This window comes from Mesorhizobium sp. WSM4836 (assembly GCF_055811815.1).
The window spans coordinates 97,145-122,592 of the sequence record NZ_JBVVQF010000013.1 but is presented as its reverse complement, the minus strand read 5'-3'; the positions used below and the strand labels follow the sequence as shown (position 1 = coordinate 122,592).

Below are 25,448 nucleotides of genomic sequence, written 5' to 3'. Positions count from 1 at the left end.
ATGGCTCATGATCTGTTTGAAGCGGCGAAAGCCGCCATGGCCAAGGCCTATGCGCCCTATTCGAAATTTCCGGTCGGCGCGGCGTTGCGCACCGAGGACGGCCGTGTCTTCACCGGCGCCAATGTCGAGATCGCGTCCTATCCGGAGGGCTGGTGCGCCGAAACCACCGCACTTGCCAACTACATCATGGGCGGCGGCGGCAAGATCACCGAAGTCGCCGTGATCGCCGAACGCGTGGCAAAATGCTCGCCCTGCGGCGGTTGCCGGCAGCGGCTGGCCGAATTCTGCCAGCCGGAAACGAAGTTCTACCTCTGCGATGATAGCGGCGTAGTCGAGACCGTGACCATGGGCGAGTTGCTGCCATACGGGTTTGAAGGCGATGTGTTGAAATGAAGGAAGCGCTCGATCACCTCGTCGAAAGGCTGGACGGGCTGGCGCCGACCACCGCCTTGGTGCTGGGATCGGGGCTTGGCGGGCTAGTCGACAAGGTCGAGGACGCGGTGCGCATCTCCTACGCCGACCTGCCGGGCTTTCCCAGAAGCGGCGTCAGCGGTCATGCCGGCGAGGTGGTGGCGGGGCTTTTTGCCGGCACGCCGGTGCTGATGCTGTCCGGCCGGGCGCATTATTACGAGCACGGCAACGCGGCGGCGATGCGGCCGGCACTCGAGGTGCTCGCCGGCCTCGGCATCTCCAGGCTGATTCTCACCAACGCCGCCGGTTCGGTCGATCCAGGGATGGGCCCGGGCTCGGTGATGCTGATCACGGACCACATCAATTTTTCGGGCTCCAACCCGCTGATCGGCGAACCGAGCGATCGCCGTTTCGTCGGCCTGACCGAAGCCTATGACGCCGGTCTCCGCGCGGCAATCGAGCAGGCGGCGAAGGCCACCGGTACCACGCTGCACAAGGGCGTCTATATGTGGTTCTCCGGCCCATGCTTCGAGACGCCGGCCGAGATACGCATGGCGCGCGTCATGGGCGCCAATGCGGTCGGCATGTCGACGGTGCCGGAGGTCATTCTCGCCCGCTTCCTCGGCCTGCGCGTCGCCGCCTGTTCGGTCGTCACCAATCTTGCCGCCGGCATGACCGGAGCCGAGCTGTCGCACCAGGAGACGAAGGACATGGCGCCGGTCGGCGGCGCGCGGCTGGCGACCATCCTGCAGCGTGTTTTTCAGGACCGGCTTCCGGAGCACAGAGTAGACGCCTGATGCTTCCCCAGGAAATCATCCGCCGCAAGCGCGACGGCCAGAAGCTCTCGGCTGAGGAAATCGCGTTCTTCATCGAGGGCCTGACCGCCGGCACCGTTGCCGACGCGCAGGTCGGCGCCTTTGCCATGGCGGTGTTCTTCAACGGCATGAGCCGCGACGAGGCGGTGGTGCTGACTATGGCGATGCGCGATTCCGGCGATGTGCTCGACTGGTCGGATCTGCCCGGCCCGGTCACCGACAAGCATTCGACGGGTGGCGTCGGCGACAATGTCTCCTTGATGCTGGCACCGATCGTCGCTGCCTGCGGCGCCTATGTGCCGATGATTTCCGGCAGGGGTCTGGGCCATACCGGCGGCACGCTGGACAAGATGGACGCCATCCCCGGTTATATCAGCCAGCCGGACGTTGCACGCTTCCGCAAGACGGTGCTCGAAACCGGCTGCGCCATCATCGGCCAGACCGCCGACCTCGCACCCGCCGACGCCAGGCTCTACGCCATCCGCGATGTGACTGGAACGGTGGAATCGGTGCCGCTGATCACTGCCTCGATCCTGTCGAAGAAGCTGGCGGCCGGCCTCAATTCGCTGGTGCTGGACGTCAAGGTCGGCAACGGCGCCTTCATGGAGAAATCGCGCGACGCAACCACCCTGGCCAACAGCCTGGTCGAGGTCGCCAATGGCGCCGGGCTGAAGGCCTCGGCGCTGGTCACCGGAATGAACGAGCCGCTGGCCTCCGCCGCCGGTAACGCGGTCGAGTTGCGCAACGCCGTCGACTTCCTCACTGGCCGCAGCCGCGACCGGCGGCTGGAGGACGTGACGCTGGCGCTGGCCGCCGAGATGCTGCAATCGGCAGGCTTGGTGTCGTCCAACCAGGACGGCCTGCGCCGCGCCGCCGAGACGCTGGCCGGCGGCCGCGCCGCTGCCATCTTCGGGCGCATGGTGGCGGCACTTGGCGGTCCCGCCGATTTCATCGAGAATCCGGAGAAATATCTGCCGAAAGCGGCAACGGAATTCGCCGTCAAGGCGAGCGCGAACGGCTTTGTCGCCGGCATAGCGACCCGGGCGATCGGGCTTGCGGTGGTCGGGCTTGGTGGCGGGCGGACGCGGCCGGACGACAGGATCGATCGCGCCGTCGGCATCACCAGGCTATTGCCTGTCGGCGCTGAAGTGCGGGCCGGCGAAGCACTGGCGCTGGTCCATGCCCGGAATGCCGGCGATGCCGAAGCGGCCGCGGCCGCCGTGCTTTCGGCCTACACGATCGGGACTTCCAAACCGGCCGCGGAGAAAACCGTCATCCGGCGGATCCTGCCGCGCGGGTGATCACTGAACCAGCAGCAGCGTTCCGTCTTCGACCTGGTATTTTTCGAGCCGCTGCAGAAAGCTCATGCCGATCAGGTTGGTGTGCAGCGCCCTGTCGTCGAGCACGACGGCCCCGACGCCCTCTACGGTGATCCTGCCGATCTGCAGGCGGTCAATCGTCACCACGGCGGCCTTGATCGCACCATTGGCAGTGTTGACCTGATGGCTGAAGTCCGTCGAATTGAGCGAGATGCCGATCCGGCGCGCGGTCGAGCTGTTGATGGCGACGAGCGTCGCGCCGGTGTCGATCATGCCGTCGATCTGGCGGCCGTTCAGCTTGAAGACGGACATGAAATGCCCGCGCGCATCCGCGGTGACGAGAACCTTGCGTCCGAGCGGCTGCGGCGCCGCCCGCTTGTCCGGAACGGCGGCGAGGTTCAGGTCGGCTTGGGTGTCGGCCGGCTTGGCTCCGATGGCGGATTTCAAGAGCCGCTCGATCGTCTGTGGATTCGACTGGTAGATGATCGGCAGCGATGCCGACGTTCCGGCAAACACGCCAAGGATGAGAAGCTTGCGCAGCATGGACCGGCCTTTATGGTTGCCGATCCTTAGTCCGACATGGTGTTTGCCGCTTTAACGACTGCCGAAACCAGCCGTTTGCGTAAACAATCGGTAAACGGAGCTATTTGGTGCCGTACATGCGGTCGCCGGCATCGCCGAGGCCGGGCATGATGTAGCCCTTCTCGTTGAGTTGGCGGTCGATGGAAGCGGTGAAGACCGGAACATCGGGATGCGCCTGTGTAAACCGCTCGAGGCCCTCTGGTGCCGCCAGCAGGCAGAGAAAGCGGATGTTGGTGGCACCGCGGCCTTTCAGCTTGTCGATCGCGGCGATCGCCGAATTGGCGGTCGCCAGCATCGGGTCGACGACGATCACCAGCCGGTCGGCGAGGTCGCCCGGCGCCTTGAAGAAATACTCGACCGCTTCCAGCGTCTCATGGTCGCGGTAGAGGCCGATATGGGCGACACGCGCCGCCGGCACCAGATCGAGCAGGCCTTCGAGCAAGCCGTTGCCGGCGCGCAGCACCGAGGCGAAGACCAGTTTCTTGCCCTCCAGCGTCGGCGCCTCCATCGTCTCTATCGGCGTCTCGATCGTCGTCGTCGTCAGTTCCAGATTGCGGGTCACCTCGTAGCCGAGCAGCAGCGAGATCTCGCGCAGCAGCCGCCGGAAGCCGGCCGTCGAGGTTTCCTTCTTGCGCATGATGGTCAGCTTGTGCTGGACAAGCGGATGGTCGACGACGGTGACGCCCTTCATGGTGTTCTCCAACTGCGCAAGTGAATAGTGGATCGTGAATAGTGAATAGTGAACTGGTTTGCGAGTCCTTGGTTGCGCGGAAAAACTCGCGGTTGCCGGACCGAAGCGCCGGGTGGACCATTCACCACTCACCTGCCCTTGGCGCCGAGCCTGCCCAGCAGCGCCGCCTTGGTCTTCCTGTCGACGAAGGCTGCCTCGATGGCCGTCCTGGTGACGGCAGCGAGCGCCTTGTCATCCATGGAAAAATGCTCGCCGGCGATGTCATATTCGTGTTTCAGCGAGGTCCAGAAATAGGGCGGGTCGTCGGAATTGAGCGTCACCTTGCAGCCAGCCGCCCGCAAGGCGGGGAACGGATGGTCGGCGAAGCTGTCGAAGATTTTCAGGGCGATGTTGGAGCCGGGGCAGCATTCGAGCACGACCCCTTCGTCGGCGATGCGCCGCACGAGATCGGGGTTCTCTATGGCGCGCACGCCGTGGCCGATGCGAGACGGGCGGATGTGGTCGAGTGCCGCCTCGACGCTCTCCCAGCCCAACAATTCGCCGGCATGCACGGTGATGCCGAGGCCGGCCTCGCGGGCGATCTCGAAGGCCCTGACATAATCTTCCAGGTCGCCTATCCGCTCGTCGCCGGCGACGCCGAAGCCGGTGACCAGCGGATGTCCGTTGCGGGCGGCGAAACGTGCCGCCCGCTCGATCGATTCGACACCGAAATTACGGACGCCGGTCACGATCATGCGGCCTTCGATGCCGGTCTTCGCCTTGGCGCGGGCGATGCCTTCGCCGAGTGCGTCGGTATAGGCCTTCGGCGACAGCCCGGCCTTGCTGGCATGGTCGGGCGAGGTGAACACCTCGGAATAGATGGCGCCGTCGCGGGCAAGGCTGGTCAGGTAATGATCGGCCAGCCGCGCATAGTCTTCTTCGGTGCGGAACAGGTCCGACGAGAAGTCGTAGGCGGCGAGGAAAGAGGTGAAATCGTGCCAGACGAAGGAGCCGTCCTGGATGTAGGGCGAGGCATCCTTGCCGTATTTCTCAGCCTGGCGGAGGACGAGTTCAGGCGCCGCTGCCCCTTCGATGTGGCAGTGCAGTTCTGCTTTCAAAGGCATTCAATTATCCCGTCAGGCTTTTTCTTATGACGCAAGTTCCTGTCGGAAAACCGTGTGACACTTTTCCGGAACCTGCTTCGAAGCGCGGCCGAACACCGCGCCTTAAACAATAGCGCCCGCACCATCGATCGGCTATGGTCCCGCCGATTTTATGGCGGATCAAAACGATGTCGGTTGAAAGAACCACTGCTGCGGGCGGCATGGAAACCTCCTATGGTTTCAAGCGGGTAGGACCAGGCGACAAGCAGTCCCTGGTCAATGATGTTTTCCACAAGGTGGCGAACCGCTACGACCTGATGAACGACCTGATGTCGGCCGGGTTGCATCGGTTGTGGAAGGACGCCATGGTCGCCTGGCTCAATCCACCGAAGCGGCCGGGCTGGAGCGTCCTCGACGTTGCCGGTGGCACCGGCGACGTCGCCTTCCGTATCGTTGAGGCGAGCGGTAGGCACGCTCATGCAACGGTTCTCGATATCAACGGCTCGATGCTCGCCGTTGGCCGCGAGCGGGCCGAGAAAAAGGGCCTGTCGGCAAGTACCGATTTCGTCGAAGCCAATGCCGAGGAATTGCCTTTTACCGACGCTACTTTCGATGCCTACACCGTCGCTTTCGGCATCCGCAACGTGCCGCGCATCGATGTGGCGCTTGCCGAAGCCTATCGCGTGCTGAAGCCTGGCGGGCGCTTTCTCTGCCTTGAATTTTCCGAGGTCGAGATGCCGCTGCTCGACAAAGTCTATGAAGCATGGTCGTTCAACGCCATCCCGCGGATCGGCAAGGTGGTGACCGGCGATGGCGAGCCCTATTCCTATCTGGTCGAATCGATCCGCAAATTTCCCAATCAGCAGAATTTCGCGGCGATGATTTCGCGCGCGGGCTTCGAGCGCGCCTCATTCCGCAATTATTCCGGCGGCATCGCGGCGCTTCATTCGGGCTGGAAGCTTTGAGGCTGGCCCGCATTTTCATAGCCCGACGTGCCTTTCGCCAGTTCAGGAAACCGGCAAGGCAAAGCCGGCCATGAGCAGCATCGGTGCTGGTTTCAGGCTCGTGCGGGCCGGCTGGGTGTTGGTCCGCGAGGGCGTCATCGCGGCTTTGCCTGGTGACGAGCTCTTCGGCCTGCCGAAATTCGGCTGGCGCATGGCCCGGCTCTTCACCCGCCGGCGCGCGCTTGCCTATGAACGCGGCGACCGCCTGGCCAAGGCGGTCGTGCGGCTCGGCCCATCCTACGTCAAGCTCGGCCAGTTCCTGGCGACACGGCCGGACGTCGTCGGAAACGATATCGCGCTCGATCTCGCCATGCTGCAGGACAAGATGCAGACCTTTCCCAAGGCCGAGGCCATAGCGGCGATAGAAGCATCACTCGGACGCAAGGTCGGTGAGCTCTACGCCAGTTTTGGCGAGGCCGTCGCCGCCGCCTCCATCGCCCAGGTCCATACCGCCGAAACGCTGCAGGACGGCGTCGTTAGGCGGGTGGCGGTGAAGGTCATCCGGCCGGGCGTGCGCCGCCGCTTCTTTCGCGATCTCGAGAGCTATTTCCTCGCCGCCCGGCTGCAGGAAAAGTACATCCCGTCATCGCGCCGGCTGCGGCCGGTCGAGGTGACGGAGACGCTGGCTCAGACCACCAAGATCGAAATGGATTTGAGGCTGGAGGCGGCGGCTTTTTCGGAGCTCGGCGAGAACACCAAGGACGATCCCGGCTTCCGTGTGCCGTCGGTCGACTGGGAGCGCACCGGTCGCGACGTGCTGACCATGGAGTGGGTCGACGGCATTAAGATGAACGATATCGCGGGCCTCGCCGCCGCCGGCCACGACCTGAAGGCGATTGCCGCCAACCTGGTGCAGTCGTTTCTGCGCCATACGCTGCGTGACGGTTTCTTCCATGCCGACATGCATCCGGGCAACCTGTTCGTCGAGACCGATGGCACCATCGTCGCCGTCGATCTCGGCATTGCCGGCCGGCTTGGCAGAAAGGAGCGCCGCTTCCTCGCCGAAATCCTCTACGGCTTCATCACGCGCGATTACCAGCGCGTCGCCGAGGTGCATTTCGAGGCCGGCTACGTGCCGCGCCAGCACAATGTCGCAGCTTTCGCCCAGGCGATCCGGGCGATCGGCGAACCGATCCACGGCCAGCCGGCCGAGACCATCTCGATGGCCAAGCTGCTGACGCTGCTGTTCGAGGTGACCGATCTCTTCGACATGGCGACGCGATCCGAGCTGGTGTTGCTGCAGAAGACCATGGTCGTTGTCGAGGGCGTCGCCCGCACCCTCGACCCGGCCTTCAACATGTGGAAGACGTCGGAACCTGTGGTCAGCGGCTGGATTGCCCGCAATCTCGGCCCACGTGCCTTGCTGGCGGATGCGCGCGACGGCGCCAACGCGCTACTGGCGCTGGCCCGCCAGGCACCGGACCTCGCCGCCCGCACCGAGCGGCTGTCCCGTGAGATCGACCTGATGGCCGAACACGGCTTGCGCTTCGACGAAAGGACCGCACGCGCGATCGGCAAGGCCGAGGCGCGCTACACCCGCTCCGGACGGCTGGCGCTGTGGGCGATCGCATTGACGCTGGTGTACATCGCCTGGAAGCTGCTCTGACTGCAATGACAGCACTGCTGTCATTGCAGTCATGCTTTGGCAGCGCTATATTGCGTTGCAGGAGTGCGATCATGGCCCGGATTACTGTCCGCAATGTGGATGAGAGTGTCATGCGGCGACTGCGTGAGCGTGGCGCCGCGCGTGGCGTTTCCATGGAACAGGAGGCGCGGGACGTGCTAGCCGCATCCGTAGGGCTTCCGACCACCAAGGGTTTCGACTGGTCGGGCATAGCAACCGAGAACGAGGCCGAGTTCAGACCGACGGCACGGAAGCAAGGATAACTATCATGGGCACCCTGACCATTCGCAATCTCGACGACGATCTGAAGCAAAAGCTGCGCGAACGAGCTGCCAGACATGGCGTCTCGATGGAACAGGAGGCAAGAAGCCTGTTGCTGAAGGATGTGGCGACCGCCAAAGAACGTGACGGGTACATCGTCACGGCGGAGGAAATCCTCGAATTCGGCCGACGACTGCAACGAGTGGACTTCGATCAGAAGAAATTCACTGATGACCTCTGGTCCTTCATCGAGGAGGAATGACCGTGGTGATCGACACCTCAGCGATCGTGGCCATCCTGAAGCAGGAGCCCGACGCCCCGGCGATCGCGCAGCGCCTCGCAGGAAATCAGCAGATATTGATGAGCGCCGCGACTCTGATGGAATGCGGTATAGTAGTTGTCCGACGCTATGGCGCGGCCGGCACTGCTGAGTTGGCGGGTCTTCTCGCCAGACTGAAAGTCACGATCGTCGCGCTCTCAGCTGAACATGCGCAGGCCGGAATTGAAGCCTATGCATTCTATGGCCGAGGTACCGGCCATCGTGCCAACCTCAACATGGGCGACTGTTTCGCCTATGCACTGGCCAAGACCCGAAACCTGCCGCTGCTTTTCAAGGGTGACGATTTCATCCATACCGACATCGAAGCGGCGCTGAAGCCGGCATGACATTGGACAAGAACTGGCCTCGGGCATGACCCTCTCCGGCAAGCGCATCCTGCTGATCATCGGCGGCGGCATCGCCGCCTACAAAGCGCTCGACCTAATCCGCCGGCTGCGCGAGCGTGGTGCTTCCGTGCGCGTGGTGATGACGGCGGCGGCGCAGGAATTCGTCACCACGCTGTCGGCCGGAGCACTGTCCGCGGACCACGTCTTTACCGAACTCTTCGACCGGCAGGACGAGCACGACATCGGCCACATCAGGCTGTCGCGCGAGGCCGACCTTGTGGTCGTGGCGCCGGCCACCGCCGACCTGATGGCAAAGCTCGCCAACGGCCACGCCAACGACCTTGCCTCGACGGTGCTCATCGCCACCGACAAGCAGGTTTTGATGGCGCCGGCCATGAACCCGAAAATGTGGACACACCCAGCGGTCCGCCGCAACCGCTCGATGCTGGGTAAGGACGGCGTCGCATTCGTCGGCCCGGCGAAAGGCGAGATGGCCGAAAGCAACGAGGCGGGCGAGGGCCGCATGGCCGAGCCGCTGGAGATTGTCGCCGCGATCGAGGCGCTGCTCGATATCAGGCCAAAGCCGCTGGCGGGCAGGAAGATCATTGTCACTTCCGGACCGACGCATGAACCGATCGATCCGGTGCGCTACATCGCCAACCGGTCGTCGGGCAAGCAGGGCCACGCTATCGCGGCGGCGCTGGCCAGGCTCGGCGCCGACGTGCGTCTCGTCTCCGGTCCGGTCGCCATTGCGGATCCGGCCGGCGTCGCTACGCTGCACGTCGAAACGGCCGTCGAGATGAAGGATGCGGTCGAACAGATGCTGCCCGCCGACGCGGCAGTGTTCGTCGCGGCTGTCGCCGACTGGCGCACTCGAAGTTCGGCCGGGGAAAAGATCAAGAAGGTGGCGGGCGAGGGGCCGCCGGCGCTGCAGATGGTGGAAAATCCCGATATTCTTGCCAGTGTCGGGCACCACAAAAAGCGGCCGATGCTGGTGGTCGGTTTCGCCGCGGAGACGCAGGACCTGGTCAGGAACGCCGAGGCCAAGCTTGCGAAAAAGGGTGCCGATTTTATCGTTGCCAATGATGTCTCGCATGAAGGCGGTTCCCCGGGCGTGATGGGCGGCGACCGCAACAAGGTGCGGATCGTCTCGAAGGCCGGCGTCGAGGAATGGCCGGAGATGAGCAAGGACGAGGTGGCGACGCGGCTCGCGGCACTGATCGCCGAGCGGCTGAAGACGGTTGTGGTTTAGTCAATCTCCCCCACGGAGATTGGCAGCTTCGTGTCGCTCGCCCCGAAATCCGCAAGGCGGCAAGGCACCCCAGAATCCCGAGCGGCACGAACGCGAGGAACAGCCAGGTGGCGACATTTGCCGCCGCCTCGCGGTTCAGGCCTTCGGAAAAGCCGCTGGCGTTGGCGACGATGCCGGTCAGTGCCGCACCCACCGCATAACCGATGCGCTGCATGGTCGGCACGCCGGCCGAGGCGATCGTCTGCTCGCCTTCCCGCGCCGATGCCACGATAACACGCGTGACGAACGGCCAGGCAATGCCGAAACCGCCACCTTGCAGCAAGGCACAAAGCAGGATCAACGGGATCGAACCTGCCGGCACCGTATAGGCGAAACCGGCGACGCCGGTGGCGATCATCAGCGCGCCGCCGACGATGATCAGCCGCTCGCGCTCCGGTGGCGCATTGGCGACGAGGATCGACAGGATCGACCAGGCGATCGATTCGGCGGCGATGATGTAGCCGGTGGTGAGGATCGGAATGCCATGCAGGCTGGTCAGGAGCAGTGGCCCGTAGACCGCGAACGAGCAGGTCGCCACCGAGAACGCCGCAACCATGGTCATGCCCGCGCCGACCGGCGAGCGCCACGAAAACAGCTGCGACGGAAACAGGCGCGAGCGCGGCTTCAGCGCGTCGACATAGACGAATAGCGCCAGGCCGATCAGGCCGAGCGTGAGCAGCAGCGACGAGCGCAGCAGGGCGATGTCGACGCCGGCGGTGGCAATCAGCACGACGCTGACGGCGAGGCAGCCAAGTGCCGCAAAGGGGAAGGACGGCGCCGAGCCGCCGGTCGCCTGCGGCCTTGTTGCTTCAGGTGTATCAAGCACGATGAAGCTTGCCAGCGCCATGGCCGTGCCGCCGAGGGTGAAGACGCCGAAGGCCCAGCGCCAGGACAGCAATTCGGTCATGACCGCGCCGAGCACCGGTCCGCTGAAGGCGGCGCCCCCCCAGATCGCCGACATGACGCCGAAAAGCTGCGGCCAGATCGCGCGGGCAAACAGCCGCTCGACCGAGACGAAGGCCAGCGACACCAGCGCGCCGCCGCCGAGCCCTTCGATCAGGCGGCCGCAGAGGAACAGCGGCATCGAAGGCGCGGTGGCGCAGACCAGCGCGCCGGCGGCATAGAGCATCGCGGCGACCGTCATGTTGGTGCGCAGCGCGACATAGCTCACCAGCCGTCCGGCGGCCGCACCGGCGACGATGGCGCCGAGCTCGTAGATCGCCAGCGACCAGCCGACCAGCTGCACGCCGGCGAGCTCGCCGACCATGGCCGGCATCACCGTTGCTACCATCGTTTCGTTGGTGGCGTGCAGCAGGATGCCGAGGCTGATGAAGCAGAAGCGCGCCAGATCGCCGCTCGTCCACAGCGCGCGCCAATCGGCCCTGTTTGTGCTTGTTGTCGTCATGTCCACCCCCGAATTCCCTGCCGAGCCAGAGCATCCTTGGCACTTCAGGCGCGATTCGCGCGCCTGGTCGAGTGCGGTTTGTAAAACCTCAACGGCGGTTGAGCTCAAGCGGTTCTTTGATCGCCGTTGGCGCAGTGGATGGCAAAAATCATGCGGCGCGACACAGTTGCGAGATGTCGAGATTCTGGTCAGGCCGAAGATGCAAGCAATATTGGATCGCCGCAATCTTCGGTCGCCCAGACCCTGGGAGCGCTGCAACTTTGAACATCAGGGCGGCTCATCCTCTGCGGAGTGGGCCGCCCGGAATCCATGAGCTTTCGGCAGCTATTCGCAGGCCGACATTTTCGCTCCCCGCCGCTCGGGAGCTCCGCTATACGCCGCTTATTTGAACGAGTGGATCAGGTCCAGCGACGTGACGGCGACCGCCAGGTTGACGCCGGTCTGTGCCTGGACGCTGAGCGGCTGCAGTGAAAAGGCGCTGTCGAGGCCGCCGACCAGGAGATTGGCGCCGCCACCGGTGACCACGCTGGCCTCGGCATTCACGCCATAGTAGCTGCCGGCAAGGTCGCCTTCATCGTGGTTGCGGGTCGCCGCCAGAACCGCCCATGCCAGCTGGCCCTGATGCGTCCGGCCGACATCGACGCCGAGCTTGGAAATCACCCCGGTATAGATTTCGGAGGGGCCGCCATGATGCGGACGAAAGACACAGGAAACACCCTTGTTGGAGGTGACGAGATAGGCCGTGCCGCCGTCGATGGTGCAGTCGAGCACGCCGAGCTGGAGCTTGCCGGCGCTGGCGGGAGCGGCAACGACGGTCGTGGCAAGTGCGGCGGCACAGGCAAGTTGCTTGATCATGGGAGGGTCCTTTCGAAATTGCCTTGTACAAACGGCTGAGCACGCCGAGCGTTCCGCCGAAAACTTGGCGCCAGCAAGGCGAAGCTAAACGCAGGGTTGTCGGAGTGCGGAAACGGAGGCCCGATTAACCGGCCGCTCAGCCGGCGCTGGTGCGGGCCAGGCCGTCCTTGGCCGGCTGGTAGGTCGGATTGAGGTGCACTGCCTCGCGGTAGGATTTCGCGGCCCTGACCTTGTCGCCGCGCCGCTCGTAGATCAGCGCCTGATTGGACCAAGCCTCGGCATTCTTGCCGTCGAGCTTGATGGCCATATTGAAGTCGGCGAAGGCATTGTCCTCGTCGTTCATGGCAAGGTAGGAGAGGCCCCGCCCGTTGTAAGGCTCGGAGGCGTCCGGCGCCAGCGAAATGGCGGTAGAGAAATCCTCGATGGCAAAGGCGTGCTGGCCCTGGCTCTGATAGATCAAGCCGCGATTGTGATAGGCGCGCGCGTCGGTCGTGTCGAGCTGGATGGCTTTCTGGAAATCGTTGAAGGCTTCCTGGATCCGGCCCGCCTTGCGGTAGAGATTGCCGCGGCCGATATAGGCGGCGTCATAGTTGGAATTGATCTGGATCGAGCGGTTGTAGTCGGCTAGAGCGCCCGCCTGGTCGCCGAGGAAGCGCTGGATGAGCGCCCGGTTCGAATAGGCTTGGTAAAAATTCGGATTGAGCTGGATGGCGGTGTTGAAGTCCTTCAGCGCCGCCTGGTACTGGCCGCCGCGGCCATAGGCCGAGCCGCGGACATTGTAGGCTTCCGGATCCTGAGGGTTGCGCTGGATCACCGCTGACAGCGAGGAGATGTTCTCGCTCGAGGCTTGCGCCTTGTCGATGTTGTTGAACTCGCCGGTCGGAACGCTCTGGCAGCCGGCAAGCGCCAACCCGGAAAGCAGGGCTGCCGTCAGGGCGAAGCCGCGCCACGCGGTTCTGCGCTCTACGGTGATTGCGTCCATGTCTGCCCTGTCCTTACTGCGCCGTCTGGTCCGTTCCCCCTCCGAACCGGCATCTCTCCCAACCGGTCCTCTCGGACCGGGTCGAACTCACAACAAAAAGGTGGCGGCGATTCCGCATCGCGCCACCTTGGATATCCTTGGAAAAGGACGAAAAATTGACGTCAGAACCGCGGCGGACGCGGAGCACCGGCACCGGCAGCGCCGGCCGCGACCGGACGGGGCGTCATCGGCAGCAGGCCTTCGCGCTGGGCGCGCTTGCGGGCCAGCTTCCGAGCGCGGCGCACGGCTTCCGCCTTTTCACGGGCGCGCTTCTCGGATGGCTTCTCGTAATGTCCGCGCATCTTCATTTCGCGGAAGATGCCTTCGCGCTGCATCTTTTTCTTGAGCGCGCGAAGCGCCTGATCAACATTGTTGTCGCGGACGAGTACCTGCACGTGCAATCCTGTCTTTCGGGTTGAAATCAACAGGCAAGCGGCCATAGCCACAAGCCTCCGCGGCGCGTTATACCACGAATTGGGGCGGCTGATAGCAGAATCAAGGCGCGCTGTCCACAGCCGATTGAGAGGTGGTGCCGACCCCGAAACGAAAAACCCGCCTCGGCGGCGGGTCTTCGGTGTGAATCAGTACCATAGCCAAATTAGTAGCATAGCTGCCGGCACAAAGCAAGAACAAAATTCGCGTTGGGGTTAAATAGCGCCGCTACGCCGTGGCCAGGTGGAGCTGCTCGAAACCCTCGAAGAACTCGCCGTAGTCGCAGGTTATCTCCTCGCCTGCGGCGATGTCGCGGGTCGCGGTGGCGCCGCCATATTGGGAAAAGTCGGTGTTCGGCCTGTCGGCGTGGTTCATGAAGCGGCCATTGTCGACCTCATAGACCATGAAGCCCGGCCGGTCCGGGCTGGGATAGGCATATCTGTCGAGCAATTCCTTAAGGTGCGGCGGCGCCGTCTCGTATCTTTCCATCGGGATCAGCCGGTCAAAGTCCGGATCGAGACGCCAAATCTGCGCGCCTTTCCGGACCGGCTCGGCGGCGAACACGCCGACGCCTTCGATTGCGCTTGCGGCGATATAGGTCCTGATCAGCAGCATGTTTCCAATCCGTCTTGTGGAGAAGACGGAATCGTCAAATCGCCGGAAAAAGCAAGACCGGTTTTCAGGCATTGCGGCTGGCGGACCGCGAAACGCTTCACGTCCGGGTGATCGAGACGCCGCCGTCGGCGAACAATGCGGTGCCGGTGGTGAAGCTCGATGCATCGGAAGCCAGATAAAGCGCCGAGCGGGCGATCTCGTCAGGTTCGGCAACGCGCTTCAAGGCATGCAGGTTTTCGACGAAGGCTCGGGATTCAGGTGTCTTGAATGTCGCCGAAGGCGTATCGGTGCCGCCCGGCAGCAGCGCGTTGACTCGAACGCCCTTGGCGCCAAATTCGGCGGCCAGCACCTGTGTCAGTCCGATCAGTCCGGCCTTGCTCGCCGCATAGCTGGTCATGCCGGGCATGCCGACCGTGTAGCCGACGAACGTGGAGGTGAAGATCATCGAGCCGCCGCCGCGATCGACCATCGCCGGCACCTGGTATTTCGCGCCGAGAAAGGCGCTGGTCAGATTGGTGTCGAGCGTCTCGCGCCAGCCGTCCAGCGACAGCTCCGACACCGGCCCCATTCTGCCGACCGAACCGGCATTGTTGAAGGCGATGTCGAGCCCGCCGAATTTCTCGACCGCCAGGTCGACCAGGACTTTCGCGTAGGCTTCGTCACGGACATCGCCGGCGAGAGCGATGGCGGTGCCGTCGGCGTCTTCGATTTCGGCAACCAGCGCATCGAGCTCCGCCTGGCGACGGGCTGCGACGACCAGCTTGGCGCCCTGCTCGGCAAACAGCTTGGCCGTAGCGCGGCCGATGCCGGAGCTGGCACCGGTGACGATGGCAACTTTGTTGATAAGTGCGAGCATTTTTTCTGCATCCTTTTTTACGCCGGCCCTTGCCGGCAATCGGATGCTTGGTCGCAAATCAGGGCGGCGCGAGCCACCCGATACCTGCGCGCCTCGTTGTTTGGCTGGGGTCGTTTTCACCAAGGCGCAAAACGGCAAGCGCCGTCGCAAACAGTGCAAGGCTGGCAGCGCGGTTTCGCTAGTGATACAGCTCGCGCGCCGGGGGTGGCTGATCTGCCCGGCCGTTATTTGCGAGGCCTGCGACGTTGAAGAAATACTCGGTATTCGCAATCGCCCGGGAGGCCATGCGCGGCCACAAGGGTTGGGAGGAACAGTGGTCCTCGCCGGAGCCGAAGAAGGAGTACGACGTCATCATCGTCGGCGCCGGCGGCCATGGCCTGGCCACCGCCTATTATCTTGCCACCGTGCACGGCATCACCAACGTCGCGGTATTGGAAAAAGGTTGGCTCGGCGGCGGCAATACCGGCCGCAACACCACGATCATCCGCTCCAACTATCTCTACGACGAGAGCGCCGGCATCTATGACCATGCGCTGAAGCTGTGGGACGGGCTGAGCCAGGAGCTCAACTACAACGTCATGTATTCGCCGCGCGGCGTCATGATGCTCGCCCACAACATCCACGACATCCAGGTGCTGAAGCGGCACGTCCATGCCAACCGGCTGAACGGCATCGACAATGAATGGCTGACGCCGGAAGAGGCCAAGGAATTCTGCCCGCCGCTCAACATTTCGCGCGACGCGCGCTACCCGGTGCTGGGTGCTGCCCTGCAGCGCCGCGGCGGCACGGCGCGTCACGATGCGGTTGCCTGGGGCTATGCGCGCGGCGCTTCGGCGCGCGGCGTCCACATCATCCAGAATTGCGAGGTCACCGGCGTCCAGCGGGCGCCGAGCGGCGCGGTCACCGGTGTCGAGACGACGCGCGGCTTCATCGGCGCCAGGAAGGTCGGCGTCGTCGCCGCCGGTCATTCCTCGGTGATCATGAACATGGCCGGCGTGCGCATGCCGCTGGAAAGCTATCCGCTGCAGGCGCTGGTGTCGGAGCCGGTCAAGCCGGTGGTGCCTTGCGTGGTGATGTCGAACACGGTGCACGCCTATATCTCGCAGTCCGACAAGGGCGAGCTGGTCATCGGCGCCGGCACCGACCAGTATGTCTCCTATTCGCAGACCGGCGGGCTGCACATATTGCAGCACACGCTCGACGCGATCTGCGAGATGTTCCCGATCTTCACGCGTATGAAGATGCTGCGCTCGTGGGGCGGCATCGTCGACGTGACGCCCGACCGTTCGCCGATCCTGGCCAAGACGCCGGTGCCCGGCCTCTATGTCAATTGCGGCTGGGGTACGGGCGGCTTCAAGGCGACGCCGGGTTCGGGCCATGTCTTTGCCCATACGATCGCCAGGGACGATCCCCACCCGATCAACGCGCCCTTCACCATCGAGCGCTTCCGCACCGGCCGCCTCATCGACGAGGCGGCAGCAGCGGCGGTGGCGCACTGATGATGATGGCGCCCTTCGTGACCTTGCGCCAGAGGCTTTGCGACCAACCTGCCGGCGCTCACGTCGGCCACGGCGAATTGTAGGACCAACCATGCTTCTCATCCGCTGCCCCTATTGCGAGGAAGAGCGTCCGGAGCTCGAATTCCGAAACGCCGGCGAGGCGCATATTGCGCGTTCCCCAAACATCGCCGGCGAGAGCGACGACGATTTCGAAAAGTTCTTCTTCATCCGCTCCAATCCCAAGGGGATCATCTATGAGCGCTGGCGGCACATGCATGGCTGCGCGCGGTTCTTCAACGCCGTGCGTGACACCGTCAGCGACAGGTTCCTGATGACCTACAAGGCCGGCGAGCCAAAGCCGGCGAAGCTGCCGGGAGCCGCCAAATGAGCGCCACGTTCCGCATTGCCGGCGCCGGGCGGCTCAAGCAGGCAAAGATAGCCGGCTTCAGCTTCGACGGCCGCCCCTATACCGGCATCGAGGGCGACACGCTGGCCTCGGCGCTGCTTGCCAATGGTGTCCATCTCGTCGGCCGCTCGTTCAAATACCACCGGCCGCGCGGTTTTCTGTCGGCCGGCGCCGAAGAGCCGAACGCGCTGGTCGAGATCAAACGTGACGCGGCACGCAAGACGCCGAACGTCCGCGCCACGGTGCAAGAGCTCTATGACGGGCTGACGGCACAGTCACAGAACCGCTGGCCGTCGCTCGCTTTCGACATCGGTGCGGTCAGCAGCATCGCCTCGCCGATGCTTTCGGCCGGTTTCTACTACAAGACCTTCATGTGGCCGAAGGCTGCATGGAAAAACCTCTACGAGCCCAAGATCCGGGCCGCCGCCGGCCTCGGCGTCGCTCCCGACCAGCCGGACCCCGACCATTATTCCGCGCGCTTCGCCCATTGCGAGGTGCTGGTGCTTGGCGGCGGCGCCGCGGGCATCGCCGCGGCATTGGCTGCGGCCGAGACCGGCGCGCGCGTCATCCTTGCCGACGAGCAGGCGGAATTCGGCGGCAGCCTGCGCTTCGAGAGCGGGGCGAAGATCGAACGCCAGGACGGCTTTTCCTGGGCGCAATCCGCCGTCGCCAAGTTGAGCGCGATGGACAATGTCCGCGTGCTGCCGCGCACCACGGCCTTCGGCTATTACGCGCAGAATTTCGTCGGGCTGGTCGAGCGCGTCAGCGACCATCTGCAGAACCCCGGCCGCGACCTGCCGCGCGAGCGGCTGTGGCAGGTTCGCGCCAAACGCATGGTGTTGGCGACCGGCGCCATCGAGCGCCACATGGTGTTTGCCGACAACGACCGTCCCGGCGTCATGCTGGCGTCGGCAGCGCGCACCTATCTCAACCATTACGGCGTCGCGGTCGGCAGGAATGTCGGCGTATATACGGCGAACGATTCCGCCTATGCGGCGGCGATCGACCTGAAGAGGGCCGGCATCAACGTGGCGGCGATCGTCGACCTGCGCGACAATCCGACCGGGGCGGTGATCGACGAGGCGAGGGCGCTCGGCATCGAGGTCAATTTCGGCCGCGCGGTGATCCGCGCCGGCGGCAAATTGCGGGTGTCGTCGATGACCGTGCAGCCGAAGAATGGCGGCGGCGAGCGCACCATGCCGGTCGACGCAATCCTGATGTCGGCCGGCTGGACGCCGTCGGTGCATCTGTTCTCGCAATCGCGCGGCAAGGTTGCCTTCAACGACGAGACCAAGCGCTTCGTGCCCGGAATTTATGCGCAGGACTGCGTATCGGTCGGCGCCTGCAACGGCACCGACGGGCTGTCGGCGACGATCGACGAGGCTTATGCAGCGGGCGCCAAGGCTGCCAAGGACGCCGGCAGCAAGCCAGCCAAGGGCACCAAGCCGAAAGTCGATGCCGGCGAGAGCTGGTCGCGCGGCATGCTGGGTGCGGCGCCCGGCGCCGGGGCGGATACGACGGTAAAGGCGTTCGTCGACTTCCAGAACGACGTCACCGCCAAGGACATCCGCCAGGCGGTGCATGAGGGCATGCGCTCGATCGAGCACGTCAAGCGCTTCACCACCAACGGCATGGCGACCGACCAGGGCAAGACCTCCAACATGCACGGCCTGGCGATTGCCGCCGAGACGTTGGGCAAGCCGATCCCGCAGGTCGGGCTGACGACGTTCCGCGCACCCTATACGCCGGTGACGTTCGGCTCGATCGTCGGGCACGCGCGGGGTCCCCTGTTTGACCCGACCCGCAAGACGGCGATCCATCCCTGGGCAGAGCGTCAAGGCGCGATGTTCGAGGATGTCGGCCAGTGGAAGCGCGCCTGGTACTTCCCGAAGCCGGGCGAGGACATACATGCGGCCGTCGACCGCGAATGCGTCACGGTGCGCAAGACAGCCGGCCTGTTCGACGCCTCGACGCTTGGCAAGATCGAGGTGGTCGGGCCGGATGCGGCCAAATTCATGGAACTGCTCTACACCAATCCATGGGAAAAGCTGGAGCCCGGCCGCTGCCGCTACGGCATCATGCTGCGCGAGGACGGCTTCATCTATGACGATGGTGTCGTAGGCAGGCTTGCACCCGACCGTTTCCACGTGACGACGACGACCGGCGGCGCGCCGCGCGTCATGAACCACATGGAGGACTATCTCCAGACCGAGTTTCCCCATCTCAACGTCTGGCTGACCTCGATCACCGAACAGTGGGCGGTCATCGCCGTGCAGGGACCGAAGTCTCGCGACATCATCGCGCCGCTGGTCGAAGGCATCGACATGTCGGACGAGGCGCTGCCGCATATGTCGGTGCGCGAAGGCCGTATCTGCGGCCTACCGTCCAGGCTGTTTCGCATGTCGTTCAGCGGCGAGCGCGGTTTCGAGGTCAATGTGCCGGCCGATTACGGCGAGGCGGTCTGGGAAGCGCTATGGGCCGAGGGCCAGAAGCATGGCGCTTGTGCCTACGGCACCGAGTCCATGCATGTGCTGCGCGCCGAAAAGGGCTACGTCATCGTCGGCCAGGATACCGACGGCACGGTGACGCCGAACGACGCCGGCCTCGACTGGGCGGTCGGCAAGAAGAAGACCGACTTCGTCGGCATTCGCGGCATGGCGCGGCCGGATCTGGTCGCCAAGGGCCGCAAGCAGCTTGTCGGCCTGAAGACCAGGGATCCCAAGGTGGTGCTGGAGGAGGGCGCGCAGATCGTCGCGGACCCGAAGCAGGCAATCCCGATGAAGATGATCGGCCATGTCACCTCGAGCTATTGGTCGCAAAATTGCGACCGCTCGATCGCACTGGGGCTGGTCGCCGGCGGCCGCGATCGCATGGGCGAGACGCTCTACGTGCCGATGCCGAACGGGGTGGTGGAGGTGGAGGTCACCGGCATGGTGTTCTTCGATGAGAAGGGAGAGCGCCTCAATGGCTAAGGCCGCTTTGAACACCGCCGCCGGGCCGTCGGTCGAACGCCGTCCGGCGCTCGCTGGGCAGTCGCTTTCCGCCGCCGGCGTCACACTTGCCGTGCTGCCGCCTGCCGAGCGCATATCGCTGCGCGCGCCGGACGCCTCGATGGCACCACTTTCGAAAGCGCTCGGCGTCGTCCTGCCGCAAAGGCCGAAAACCTCGGCGGCAAAGGATGGGCGCACGGCCTTGTGGCTCGGGCCGGACGAATGGCTGGTCATCGACGAGAGCGGAAAAGATCCGCTTGCCGACTGCGCCAGCATTTCCGCGCTGCACTCAGCGGTCGGCATCTCACACCGCAATGTCGCCATATCGGCCACCGGTCCGGCTGCCGCGGCGACGATCAATACCGGCTGCCCGCAGGATTTGTCGCTCGACGCCTTTCCGGTCGGGGCGGCGTCGCGCACCATTCTCGGCAAGGTCGAAATCGTGCTGTTGCGCACCGCGGCCGACGCGTTCCGCGTCGAATGCTGGCGTTCCTTTTCCGATTATGTCTTTACGTTTCTGTCGGAGGCAGCGCGCGACGCGGCAGCATAGGCATATTCGCCGCGCCCGACCGTTCTGCGACAGCGAGCCGAGGGAGAATGCAAATGCCGTCGAACTCTGCGCCGAAGTCGCCGGCCAAGACGCCGGCCGTGCGCTCTTTCGAAAACGACCAGCGCACTGAGACGGATGTCGAAGAGGAACTCGAGGAGGGCCTCGAGGATACATTCCCGGCCAGCGATCCGGTGTCGATCACCGGAACGGCCATTCCCGGCGCACCGGCAAGACCCGGCAAGCCCAAAAGCGTGGCGGGACAAAAGCGCAAGAAGTGATCTGGACGGCCTGATAAGCAGGGCTGAGGCCGGCACGATGGGCGGCCGGAAATTGTTGCCGCCCTTTCGGTTCCTCACCGCAAATTTGTCGCCCGATCGGCTCAGAAGCTGCTTGGCATGATCCACGGGTCGATGCCGATGCCGAGCCTCGGGCCTTTGCTGCCGGCCTTGTGGGTCGCGGCATCCGCCTTTTCAAGCGATCCGGTCGGCGCGCAATCGAGCTTCACATCGGTCTTGATGTCGATGCAGGCCGCTTCCTGCTTGCCTGTCTGATTGCTGCCGGCAGATGCGGCGCCGGAGAGCGCCAGCATGGCGGCGAACGCGAGAATTGCCTTTTTCATGGTCTGTTTCCGGTTTCCAGCTATTGGATACGTACATGTACGGCACTGCGTACAGATACGCTCAGGACCTAGGGAGTTCAAGCAAAATCGTACATGTACGGAGAAGTCGAGCGCAGGAACCGCCGGACCCTCGGCGCCGGGGCGCGGATCGTTCGGGGAAGATCCTGCAGATCGGGAGAAGCGCCGCTCTTCAGCAGTTGACCGGCGGCGTGAGCGGCGCGATCTCGTGCGCAGCGATGGCTTCGAGCATGATGTCGCCGACCCGGGTGATGAACGTCGTCTGGTCGCCGAACGGGTAGAACGGGAAGGTGATCAGCAGCGAGATGGCGCCATGGCCGACCGCCCACAGCATACTGGCGATGGCGCGTGGATCGCCTTTGAGCCTGCCGGCGGCAACGCAGGCTTCGACCCTCTCGATCAGCACTTTCATCGCCGGGTTGCCGCCCTCCATCTCGGCGAAGGTCTTGCCGGTCGGCGGCCTGACTTTTTCGGTCATGAAAACGGTGCGGTACTCGTTGGGATTTTCAAGCCCGAAGGCGGCGTATTCGACAAGCACCGCCTTGAGCGCCTCGATCGGGTCGTCGGCCGTATGATTTGCGATGCGCCTGGCCAAGGTCTCGAACGCGTCCTCGGCCAAGGCGAACAGGATGTCCTGCTTGTCGGCGAAATAGGAATAGACCGACATCGGCGCATAGCCGACGCGCTTGGCGAGCTTGCGGATGGTGAGGCCGTCATAGCCTTCTTCCTGGACAAGCTGGTGCGCGGCATGGACAAGTTCGGAACGCAGTTCGGCCTTTTGTTTTTCGCGGCGCTCCTGGACGCTTAGCTGCAACTTTCTACTGCCTTATGACTGATGGCTGAATGCAGCATATATACGCTGTACGGCGTCGGGCAAGGTTGGCGCGAAGCAGAAGCTTGACTGTCACAAAACGATGTAACCGGCAATAAAGCCGGCAACATCGGACTGTTACAGACAAAGGCTAATTCGCGTCTCTGCAAGAATTGTGATCTGGGAGGCCAACATGGCCCCGACCGAGCTTTCGTCCGGCCTGCCGGACGTGGACCCGCTTTCCCATCGCGCCAGGATGGCGCTCAGGCGCGTCGTCATGGTCGCATGGCTGGCGATCGCGCTCGGCTTCGCCATGGAGGCACTCACTCTGACCGTCAGATTTGCGGCAGGTTCCTACCCGGCGACGACGCAGGTTCTGATCGAACTGGCGCAAGGCGTGACCTGGTCGTTCTTCGTCTGCGCCGGCGTCAGCCTCGGCACGGCGCTCACCAAGGTGCGAGCCTCGCTCGGCGGCTTAATCAGCGCGATTTCGGCGCCGCTGGCGATGGGCATCGCCAAAGGGACGCAAAAGGTGATGGTCAGCGCGCTGGATGCGGCCGCGAAGCCGGCCATCCTGTCGCTCACCACCCTGGGTGTGCTGCGGGCGATCGAATATGGGCTGCTCGGCTGGATACTGGCGTCGCTGGCGTCGAAGGAAGAACCCCGTCCGCTCCATTTCGCGCTGGCAGGCGCCCTGATAGGCGCGGTATTCGGCGGCGGCATCACGGTGCTGACGATCGAGACGGCCGCGGCGAACGACGCTGCTCTGGCACCGCCACAGGCTATCGCAACCGGCCTCAACGAGACCGTGTTCCCGATCAGTTGCTCACTGGTCGTCTACATTGCGCTGCAGGTCAGCCGCCACATGAAGTACGTCGCGGCCGAAGCCCAATAGACTTGGATTTCCAGGCTCGGTTGCCAGTCAAACCGCTTCCGGCTGGCGTTCGATCAGCGTCAGCGTCAGCCAGCGCGCAGTCAGCGCCGGTTTTTTCGAGCCCTCGATCTCGATCGTGACGTCGTGCGCCGTCTGCACCCAGCCCGACGGCCTGACCTTGACGTCGGCCAGCACGAAGCGGGTGCGGATGCGCGAGCCGGTTTTCACCGGCGCCAGGAAGCGCAGTGAATCGAAGCCGTGATTGACGCCCATCTTGCTGTTTTCCAGCGGCGGCATGGTTTCGAAGGTCATCGCCGACAACAGCGAAAGCGACAGGAAGCCGTGTGCGATCGTGCCGCCGAATGGCGTCTCGCGGCTGGCGCGTTCCGGATCGCAATGGATGAACTGATGGTCGTCGGTGGCATCGGCGAACTGGTCGATCATGCGCTGGGTGACCACTCGCCATGGCGACACGCCGACTTCCTTGCCGACATTGGCCAGAAGCACATCGAGACTGATCGGTTCCACGCTGATGTCCTCCATCTTCACCCCCGGGCATTTCACTCGCCGGATGGCGTGCGTCTCATTCCTTGAACAATGTCAGCCCGTGTTGCGCCGACTGCCCGCCATCGATCGGCAGGGTGGCGCCTGTGACATAGCTGCCGGCACGGCTGCACAAATAGAGCGTTGCGCCGGCAATGTCATCCGGTGTGCCGATGCGGCCGATCGGAACATGGTTGCCGACACGTCTTGCTTGGTCTTCCGTGCCGGTGGCGAAGGCCGTCATCCGGCTCTGGAAAGGGCCGGGCGCAAAGGCGTTGACGGTGATGCGGCGGCCGGCGAATTCGATCGCCAGGATGCGCGTCAGGTGGTGAACCGCAGCCTTCGAGGCCGAGTAGGAGTAAGCGTCTTCGGCCAGCGGCTGCGTGCCCATCACCGATCCCAGATTGATCACCCGGGCGGGGTCGGCATCGCTGGCGGCGGCTTCGAGCAGAGGCAGCAATTCGCGAGTCAAGTGGAAGACTGCGGTGACGTTGACGCCGAACACCTTGGCCCAGGCATGGTAGGGAAAACTTTCCAGCGGCGCGCCCCAGGAGATGCCGGCATTGTTGACCAGGATATGCAGCCGCTCGGTCCGTGTCCTGACCTCGGCTACGAGCGCCGCAATGCCGGCCTCGCTGGAGACGTCGGCGGCGAAACCCTCGGCCCGGCCGGAGGCGCCAAGGCCGTTCAACTCGCCGGCTACCCTGACGCAGTCCTCGCCCTTGCGCGAGGCGATCATCACCGAGGCGCCGGCCTTGATCAGAGCGGTCGCCGCCATGCGGCCGATGCCGGTGGCGGCGCCGGTGACCAGCGCCGTCTTGCCGGCGACCGAGAACAGCTCGTCCAGATAGTTCATTGAATTCCTCCCGCAGTTCACCGCGTTTTTGCTGGTTCAAGGAAGCGGCTTCACGTCGACAAGGCTAGCCGAACTTCGATCATGCTTGCCATGGGTAATGTAGCTGGAGCGGGGCTATGACACGCTTAGCGGCTGGATGGTTAAGTCCGAAATGCAAGGTGTTCATTCGGCCGTGACATGGGTCGGATGAATGATGCGGCCATCCCCGTTAGCGAGCACCTTGGTAAGCTGTTCATTTCGCGCGTGAACCAGTCGTCATTACTCCTCCGCCGAGCCGCAGGCGGGTCTTGAGGAGTCGCGAGGGTGGCCAAGCAGTGGGGCGAGACTGACGTTCGTATTCGTGGACGGGGACTACGCTTTCAAGGCGAAAGCTATGGGTAAGAAACAACGCACCGTCCTGCTGGCAGCGGTCTTTGCATCTGTCTTTGGCGTTTTTTTGCTGATCCTGATCCTACAGATGATCAGTTTCTTAATGGACTAGGCCGAAGCGAAGGGCATGCCTTTCCGAGGTACTGCGCTACCGCAGGTTCTCCAGCTCGCGGATGCGTTTGGCGCCGTCGGCCTCAAGCTGCCTTGTGACGGCGCCGATCAGCGTCTCGGCAACGACGAAAAGTGCGGCGGATGAGTCCCAGGCCGAAGGCACGGCGGTGCGGCCCGCTATGACGTGGCGGGCGAAGCGGGCGATCGGCGACAGCCACTGATCGGTAAACAGGACGATCTGCACGCCGCGCTGGTTGGCGGTCTCGGCGAAACGGACCAGGCTTTCCTGGTAGCGCCTGATGTCGAAGATCACCAGCACGTCGCGCTTGCCCATGTCGATCAGCCGGTCGCGCCAGACGCTTTCCTGGCCGGCGAGATGGAAGACGTCGGGTTGGATGATAGCGAGGTGGGCGGCCATGTAGCGCGCCAGCGGGTCGGTAAAGCGGCCGCCGATCAGGAATGTCTTGCCGCGCCGGTCGGCAAGCTTGGCGACGATGTCGGCAAGCTGCTTGTCCGAGAGATGCCGGAATGTCTCGCGCAGATTGTCGAGCGTCGCCTCCAGCATCGGCGAAACGGCGCTGCTGCCCGGCGACGGCGGATTGAGCGTCCGTGACGCCGGCGACTGCAATTGCGCCGCCAGCTCGTCTTGCAGCGCCGACTGGAATTCCGGATAATTCTGGAAGCCGAGCCGGGCGACGAAACGCAGGATCGTCGGCGACGATACGCCGGCCGTGGTCGAGAATTCGGCGACCGTCTTCAGCCCGATCAGCGGATAGCTGGCGATCAGCGTTTGCGCTGCGCGCCGCTCGCCGGCCGGCATGGTGCCGATACGGTCGGAGATCAGTTCGGCAATGCTGGAAACCATGTTTTTC

At 64.1% G+C, this 25,448-nt stretch carries 28 protein-coding genes and 1 pseudogene; 15 read left to right on the top strand and 14 right to left on the bottom strand.

Annotated features, from left to right (window positions below; all coding sequences use genetic code 11):
* From cdd to deoA, 3 genes are read left to right on the top strand one after another with little or no spacing between them, the layout of a single operon-like run.
* Positions 1-393 (top strand): cytidine deaminase, encoded by a 393-nt coding sequence (gene cdd, locus AC0L2P_RS17070; protein ID WP_473502492.1) that lies wholly within the window; start codon positions 1-3, stop codon positions 391-393.
* The gene (locus AC0L2P_RS17065; RefSeq protein WP_473502491.1) at positions 390-1,208 is read left to right on the top strand and encodes a purine-nucleoside phosphorylase; all 819 of its coding nucleotides are present in this window, start codon (positions 390-392) and stop codon (positions 1,206-1,208) included. Before cdd ends, AC0L2P_RS17065 begins: the two co-directional genes overlap by 4 nt.
* A complete protein-coding gene (deoA, locus tag AC0L2P_RS17060) occupies positions 1,208-2,527 on the top strand; it encodes a thymidine phosphorylase (RefSeq protein WP_473502490.1) in 1,320 nt (439 codons plus the stop codon). Before AC0L2P_RS17065 ends, deoA begins: the two co-directional genes overlap by 1 nt.
* On the opposite strand, the gene AC0L2P_RS17055 is transcribed toward deoA, so the two are convergent.
* The 3 genes from AC0L2P_RS17055 to AC0L2P_RS17045 form a co-directional block, all read right to left on the bottom strand.
* Positions 2,528-3,088 (bottom strand): TIGR02281 family clan AA aspartic protease, encoded by a 561-nt coding sequence (locus tag AC0L2P_RS17055; protein ID WP_473502489.1) that lies wholly within the window; start codon positions 3,086-3,088, stop codon positions 2,528-2,530.
* Positions 3,089-3,188: 100 nt separating this feature from the next.
* Complete coding sequence (upp, locus tag AC0L2P_RS17050; RefSeq protein ID WP_023675320.1) at positions 3,189-3,818, bottom strand: uracil phosphoribosyltransferase; 630 nt, start codon at positions 3,816-3,818, stop codon at positions 3,189-3,191.
* Between the two features lie 128 nt (positions 3,819-3,946).
* The gene (locus tag AC0L2P_RS17045) at positions 3,947-4,921 is read right to left on the bottom strand and encodes an adenosine deaminase (RefSeq protein WP_473502488.1); all 975 of its coding nucleotides are present in this window, start codon (positions 4,919-4,921) and stop codon (positions 3,947-3,949) included.
* 167 nt (positions 4,922-5,088) lie between these two features.
* Here AC0L2P_RS17045 and ubiE point away from each other — a divergent pair, with 167 nt between their 5' ends.
* The 6 genes from ubiE to coaBC all read left to right on the top strand — a co-directional run bounded on the left by ubiE (position 5,089) and on the right by coaBC (position 9,707).
* Positions 5,089-5,865 carry a bifunctional demethylmenaquinone methyltransferase/2-methoxy-6-polyprenyl-1,4-benzoquinol methylase UbiE gene (ubiE, locus tag AC0L2P_RS17040; RefSeq protein ID WP_473502487.1) on the top strand — a complete coding sequence of 259 codons (777 nt, stop codon included), beginning with the start codon at positions 5,089-5,091 and terminating at the stop codon, positions 5,863-5,865.
* Between the two features lie 70 nt (positions 5,866-5,935).
* Complete coding sequence (gene ubiB / locus AC0L2P_RS17035; protein WP_473502486.1) at positions 5,936-7,510, top strand: 2-polyprenylphenol 6-hydroxylase; 1,575 nt, start codon at positions 5,936-5,938, stop codon at positions 7,508-7,510.
* A 71-nt stretch (positions 7,511-7,581) separates the two neighbouring features.
* Positions 7,582-7,791, top strand: a complete 210-nt coding sequence (locus AC0L2P_RS17030; protein ID WP_473502485.1) for a FitA-like ribbon-helix-helix domain-containing protein — start codon at positions 7,582-7,584, stop codon at positions 7,789-7,791.
* A gap of 5 nt (positions 7,792-7,796) precedes the next feature.
* A complete protein-coding gene (locus tag AC0L2P_RS17025) occupies positions 7,797-8,051 on the top strand; it encodes a FitA-like ribbon-helix-helix domain-containing protein (RefSeq protein WP_473502484.1) in 255 nt (84 codons plus the stop codon).
* Positions 8,048-8,455, top strand: a complete 408-nt coding sequence (locus tag AC0L2P_RS17020) for a type II toxin-antitoxin system VapC family toxin (RefSeq protein WP_473502483.1) — start codon at positions 8,048-8,050, stop codon at positions 8,453-8,455. Before AC0L2P_RS17025 ends, AC0L2P_RS17020 begins: the two co-directional genes overlap by 4 nt.
* A 25-nt stretch (positions 8,456-8,480) precedes the next feature.
* Positions 8,481-9,707 (top strand): bifunctional phosphopantothenoylcysteine decarboxylase/phosphopantothenate--cysteine ligase CoaBC, encoded by a 1,227-nt coding sequence (gene coaBC / locus AC0L2P_RS17015; protein WP_473502482.1) that lies wholly within the window; start codon positions 8,481-8,483, stop codon positions 9,705-9,707.
* A 16-nt stretch (positions 9,708-9,723) separates the two neighbouring features.
* On the opposite strand, the pseudogene AC0L2P_RS17010 reads toward coaBC, so the two are convergent.
* The 6 genes and pseudogenes from AC0L2P_RS17010 to AC0L2P_RS16985 form a co-directional block, all read right to left on the bottom strand.
* Positions 9,724-11,151 (bottom strand): annotated as a pseudogene (locus AC0L2P_RS17010) (MFS transporter); the annotation flags it as partial.
* Positions 11,152-11,532: 381 nt separating this feature from the next.
* A complete protein-coding gene (locus tag AC0L2P_RS17005; RefSeq protein WP_473502481.1) occupies positions 11,533-12,006 on the bottom strand; it encodes a DUF992 domain-containing protein in 474 nt (157 codons plus the stop codon).
* Positions 12,007-12,142: 136 nt separating this feature from the next.
* The gene (locus tag AC0L2P_RS17000; RefSeq protein WP_473502480.1) at positions 12,143-12,988 is read right to left on the bottom strand and encodes a tetratricopeptide repeat protein; all 846 of its coding nucleotides are present in this window, start codon (positions 12,986-12,988) and stop codon (positions 12,143-12,145) included.
* A 161-nt stretch (positions 12,989-13,149) separates the two neighbouring features.
* Positions 13,150-13,422: a 30S ribosomal protein S21 gene (gene rpsU / locus AC0L2P_RS16995; protein WP_023675331.1), complete on the bottom strand. Its 273-nt coding sequence runs from the start codon at positions 13,420-13,422 to the stop codon at positions 13,150-13,152.
* Between the two features lie 265 nt (positions 13,423-13,687).
* Positions 13,688-14,074 carry an SET domain-containing protein gene (locus AC0L2P_RS16990; RefSeq protein ID WP_473502479.1) on the bottom strand — a complete coding sequence of 129 codons (387 nt, stop codon included), beginning with the start codon at positions 14,072-14,074 and terminating at the stop codon, positions 13,688-13,690.
* Positions 14,075-14,171: 97 nt separating this feature from the next.
* Entirely contained in the window at positions 14,172-14,930 is a 759-nt protein-coding gene (locus tag AC0L2P_RS16985; RefSeq protein ID WP_473502478.1) for an SDR family oxidoreductase, read from the bottom strand.
* Between the two features lie 245 nt (positions 14,931-15,175).
* Here AC0L2P_RS16985 and AC0L2P_RS16980 point away from each other — a divergent pair, with 245 nt between their 5' ends.
* The 5 genes from AC0L2P_RS16980 (at position 15,176) to AC0L2P_RS16960 (ending at position 20,653) form a co-directional block, all read left to right on the top strand.
* Positions 15,176-16,429: a sarcosine oxidase subunit beta gene (locus AC0L2P_RS16980; RefSeq protein ID WP_473502477.1), complete on the top strand. Its 1,254-nt coding sequence runs from the start codon at positions 15,176-15,178 to the stop codon at positions 16,427-16,429.
* A gap of 91 nt (positions 16,430-16,520) precedes the next feature.
* The gene (locus AC0L2P_RS16975) at positions 16,521-16,817 is read left to right on the top strand and encodes a sarcosine oxidase subunit delta (RefSeq protein ID WP_023719025.1); all 297 of its coding nucleotides are present in this window, start codon (positions 16,521-16,523) and stop codon (positions 16,815-16,817) included.
* Positions 16,814-19,807 (top strand): sarcosine oxidase subunit alpha, encoded by a 2,994-nt coding sequence (locus tag AC0L2P_RS16970; protein WP_473502476.1) that lies wholly within the window; start codon positions 16,814-16,816, stop codon positions 19,805-19,807. The genes AC0L2P_RS16975 and AC0L2P_RS16970 overlap by 4 nt, the downstream gene beginning before the upstream one ends.
* Entirely contained in the window at positions 19,800-20,375 is a 576-nt protein-coding gene (locus tag AC0L2P_RS16965) for a sarcosine oxidase subunit gamma (protein WP_473502475.1), read from the top strand. The genes AC0L2P_RS16970 and AC0L2P_RS16965 overlap by 8 nt, the downstream gene beginning before the upstream one ends.
* Positions 20,376-20,428: 53 nt before the next feature.
* Positions 20,429-20,653, top strand: coding sequence for a hypothetical protein (locus tag AC0L2P_RS16960; RefSeq protein WP_473502474.1), 225 nt, complete (start codon positions 20,429-20,431; stop codon positions 20,651-20,653).
* A 101-nt stretch (positions 20,654-20,754) separates the two neighbouring features.
* Here the strand turns inward: AC0L2P_RS16960 and AC0L2P_RS16955 are convergent, their stop codons facing one another.
* Positions 20,755-20,994 carry a DUF680 domain-containing protein gene (locus AC0L2P_RS16955; RefSeq protein WP_473502473.1) on the bottom strand — a complete coding sequence of 80 codons (240 nt, stop codon included), beginning with the start codon at positions 20,992-20,994 and terminating at the stop codon, positions 20,755-20,757.
* 190 nt (positions 20,995-21,184) lie between these two features.
* Entirely contained in the window at positions 21,185-21,826 is a 642-nt protein-coding gene (locus AC0L2P_RS16950; protein WP_473502472.1) for a TetR/AcrR family transcriptional regulator, read from the bottom strand.
* A 190-nt stretch (positions 21,827-22,016) separates the two neighbouring features.
* Between AC0L2P_RS16950 and AC0L2P_RS16945 the strand changes: the two genes are divergently transcribed.
* Complete coding sequence (locus tag AC0L2P_RS16945) at positions 22,017-22,718, top strand: hypothetical protein (protein WP_473502471.1); 702 nt, start codon at positions 22,017-22,019, stop codon at positions 22,716-22,718.
* Between the two features lie 27 nt (positions 22,719-22,745).
* On the opposite strand, the gene AC0L2P_RS16940 is transcribed toward AC0L2P_RS16945, so the two are convergent.
* From AC0L2P_RS16940 to AC0L2P_RS16930, 3 genes are all read right to left on the bottom strand, one after another.
* A complete protein-coding gene (locus AC0L2P_RS16940; protein WP_031211357.1) occupies positions 22,746-23,240 on the bottom strand; it encodes a MaoC family dehydratase in 495 nt (164 codons plus the stop codon).
* Between the two features lie 40 nt (positions 23,241-23,280).
* A complete protein-coding gene (locus AC0L2P_RS16935; RefSeq protein ID WP_473502470.1) occupies positions 23,281-24,096 on the bottom strand; it encodes an SDR family oxidoreductase in 816 nt (271 codons plus the stop codon).
* Between the two features lie 517 nt (positions 24,097-24,613).
* Entirely contained in the window at positions 24,614-25,441 is an 828-nt protein-coding gene (locus tag AC0L2P_RS16930) for a MurR/RpiR family transcriptional regulator (RefSeq protein ID WP_473502469.1), read from the bottom strand.
* Between the last annotated feature and the right edge of the window lie 7 nt (positions 25,442-25,448).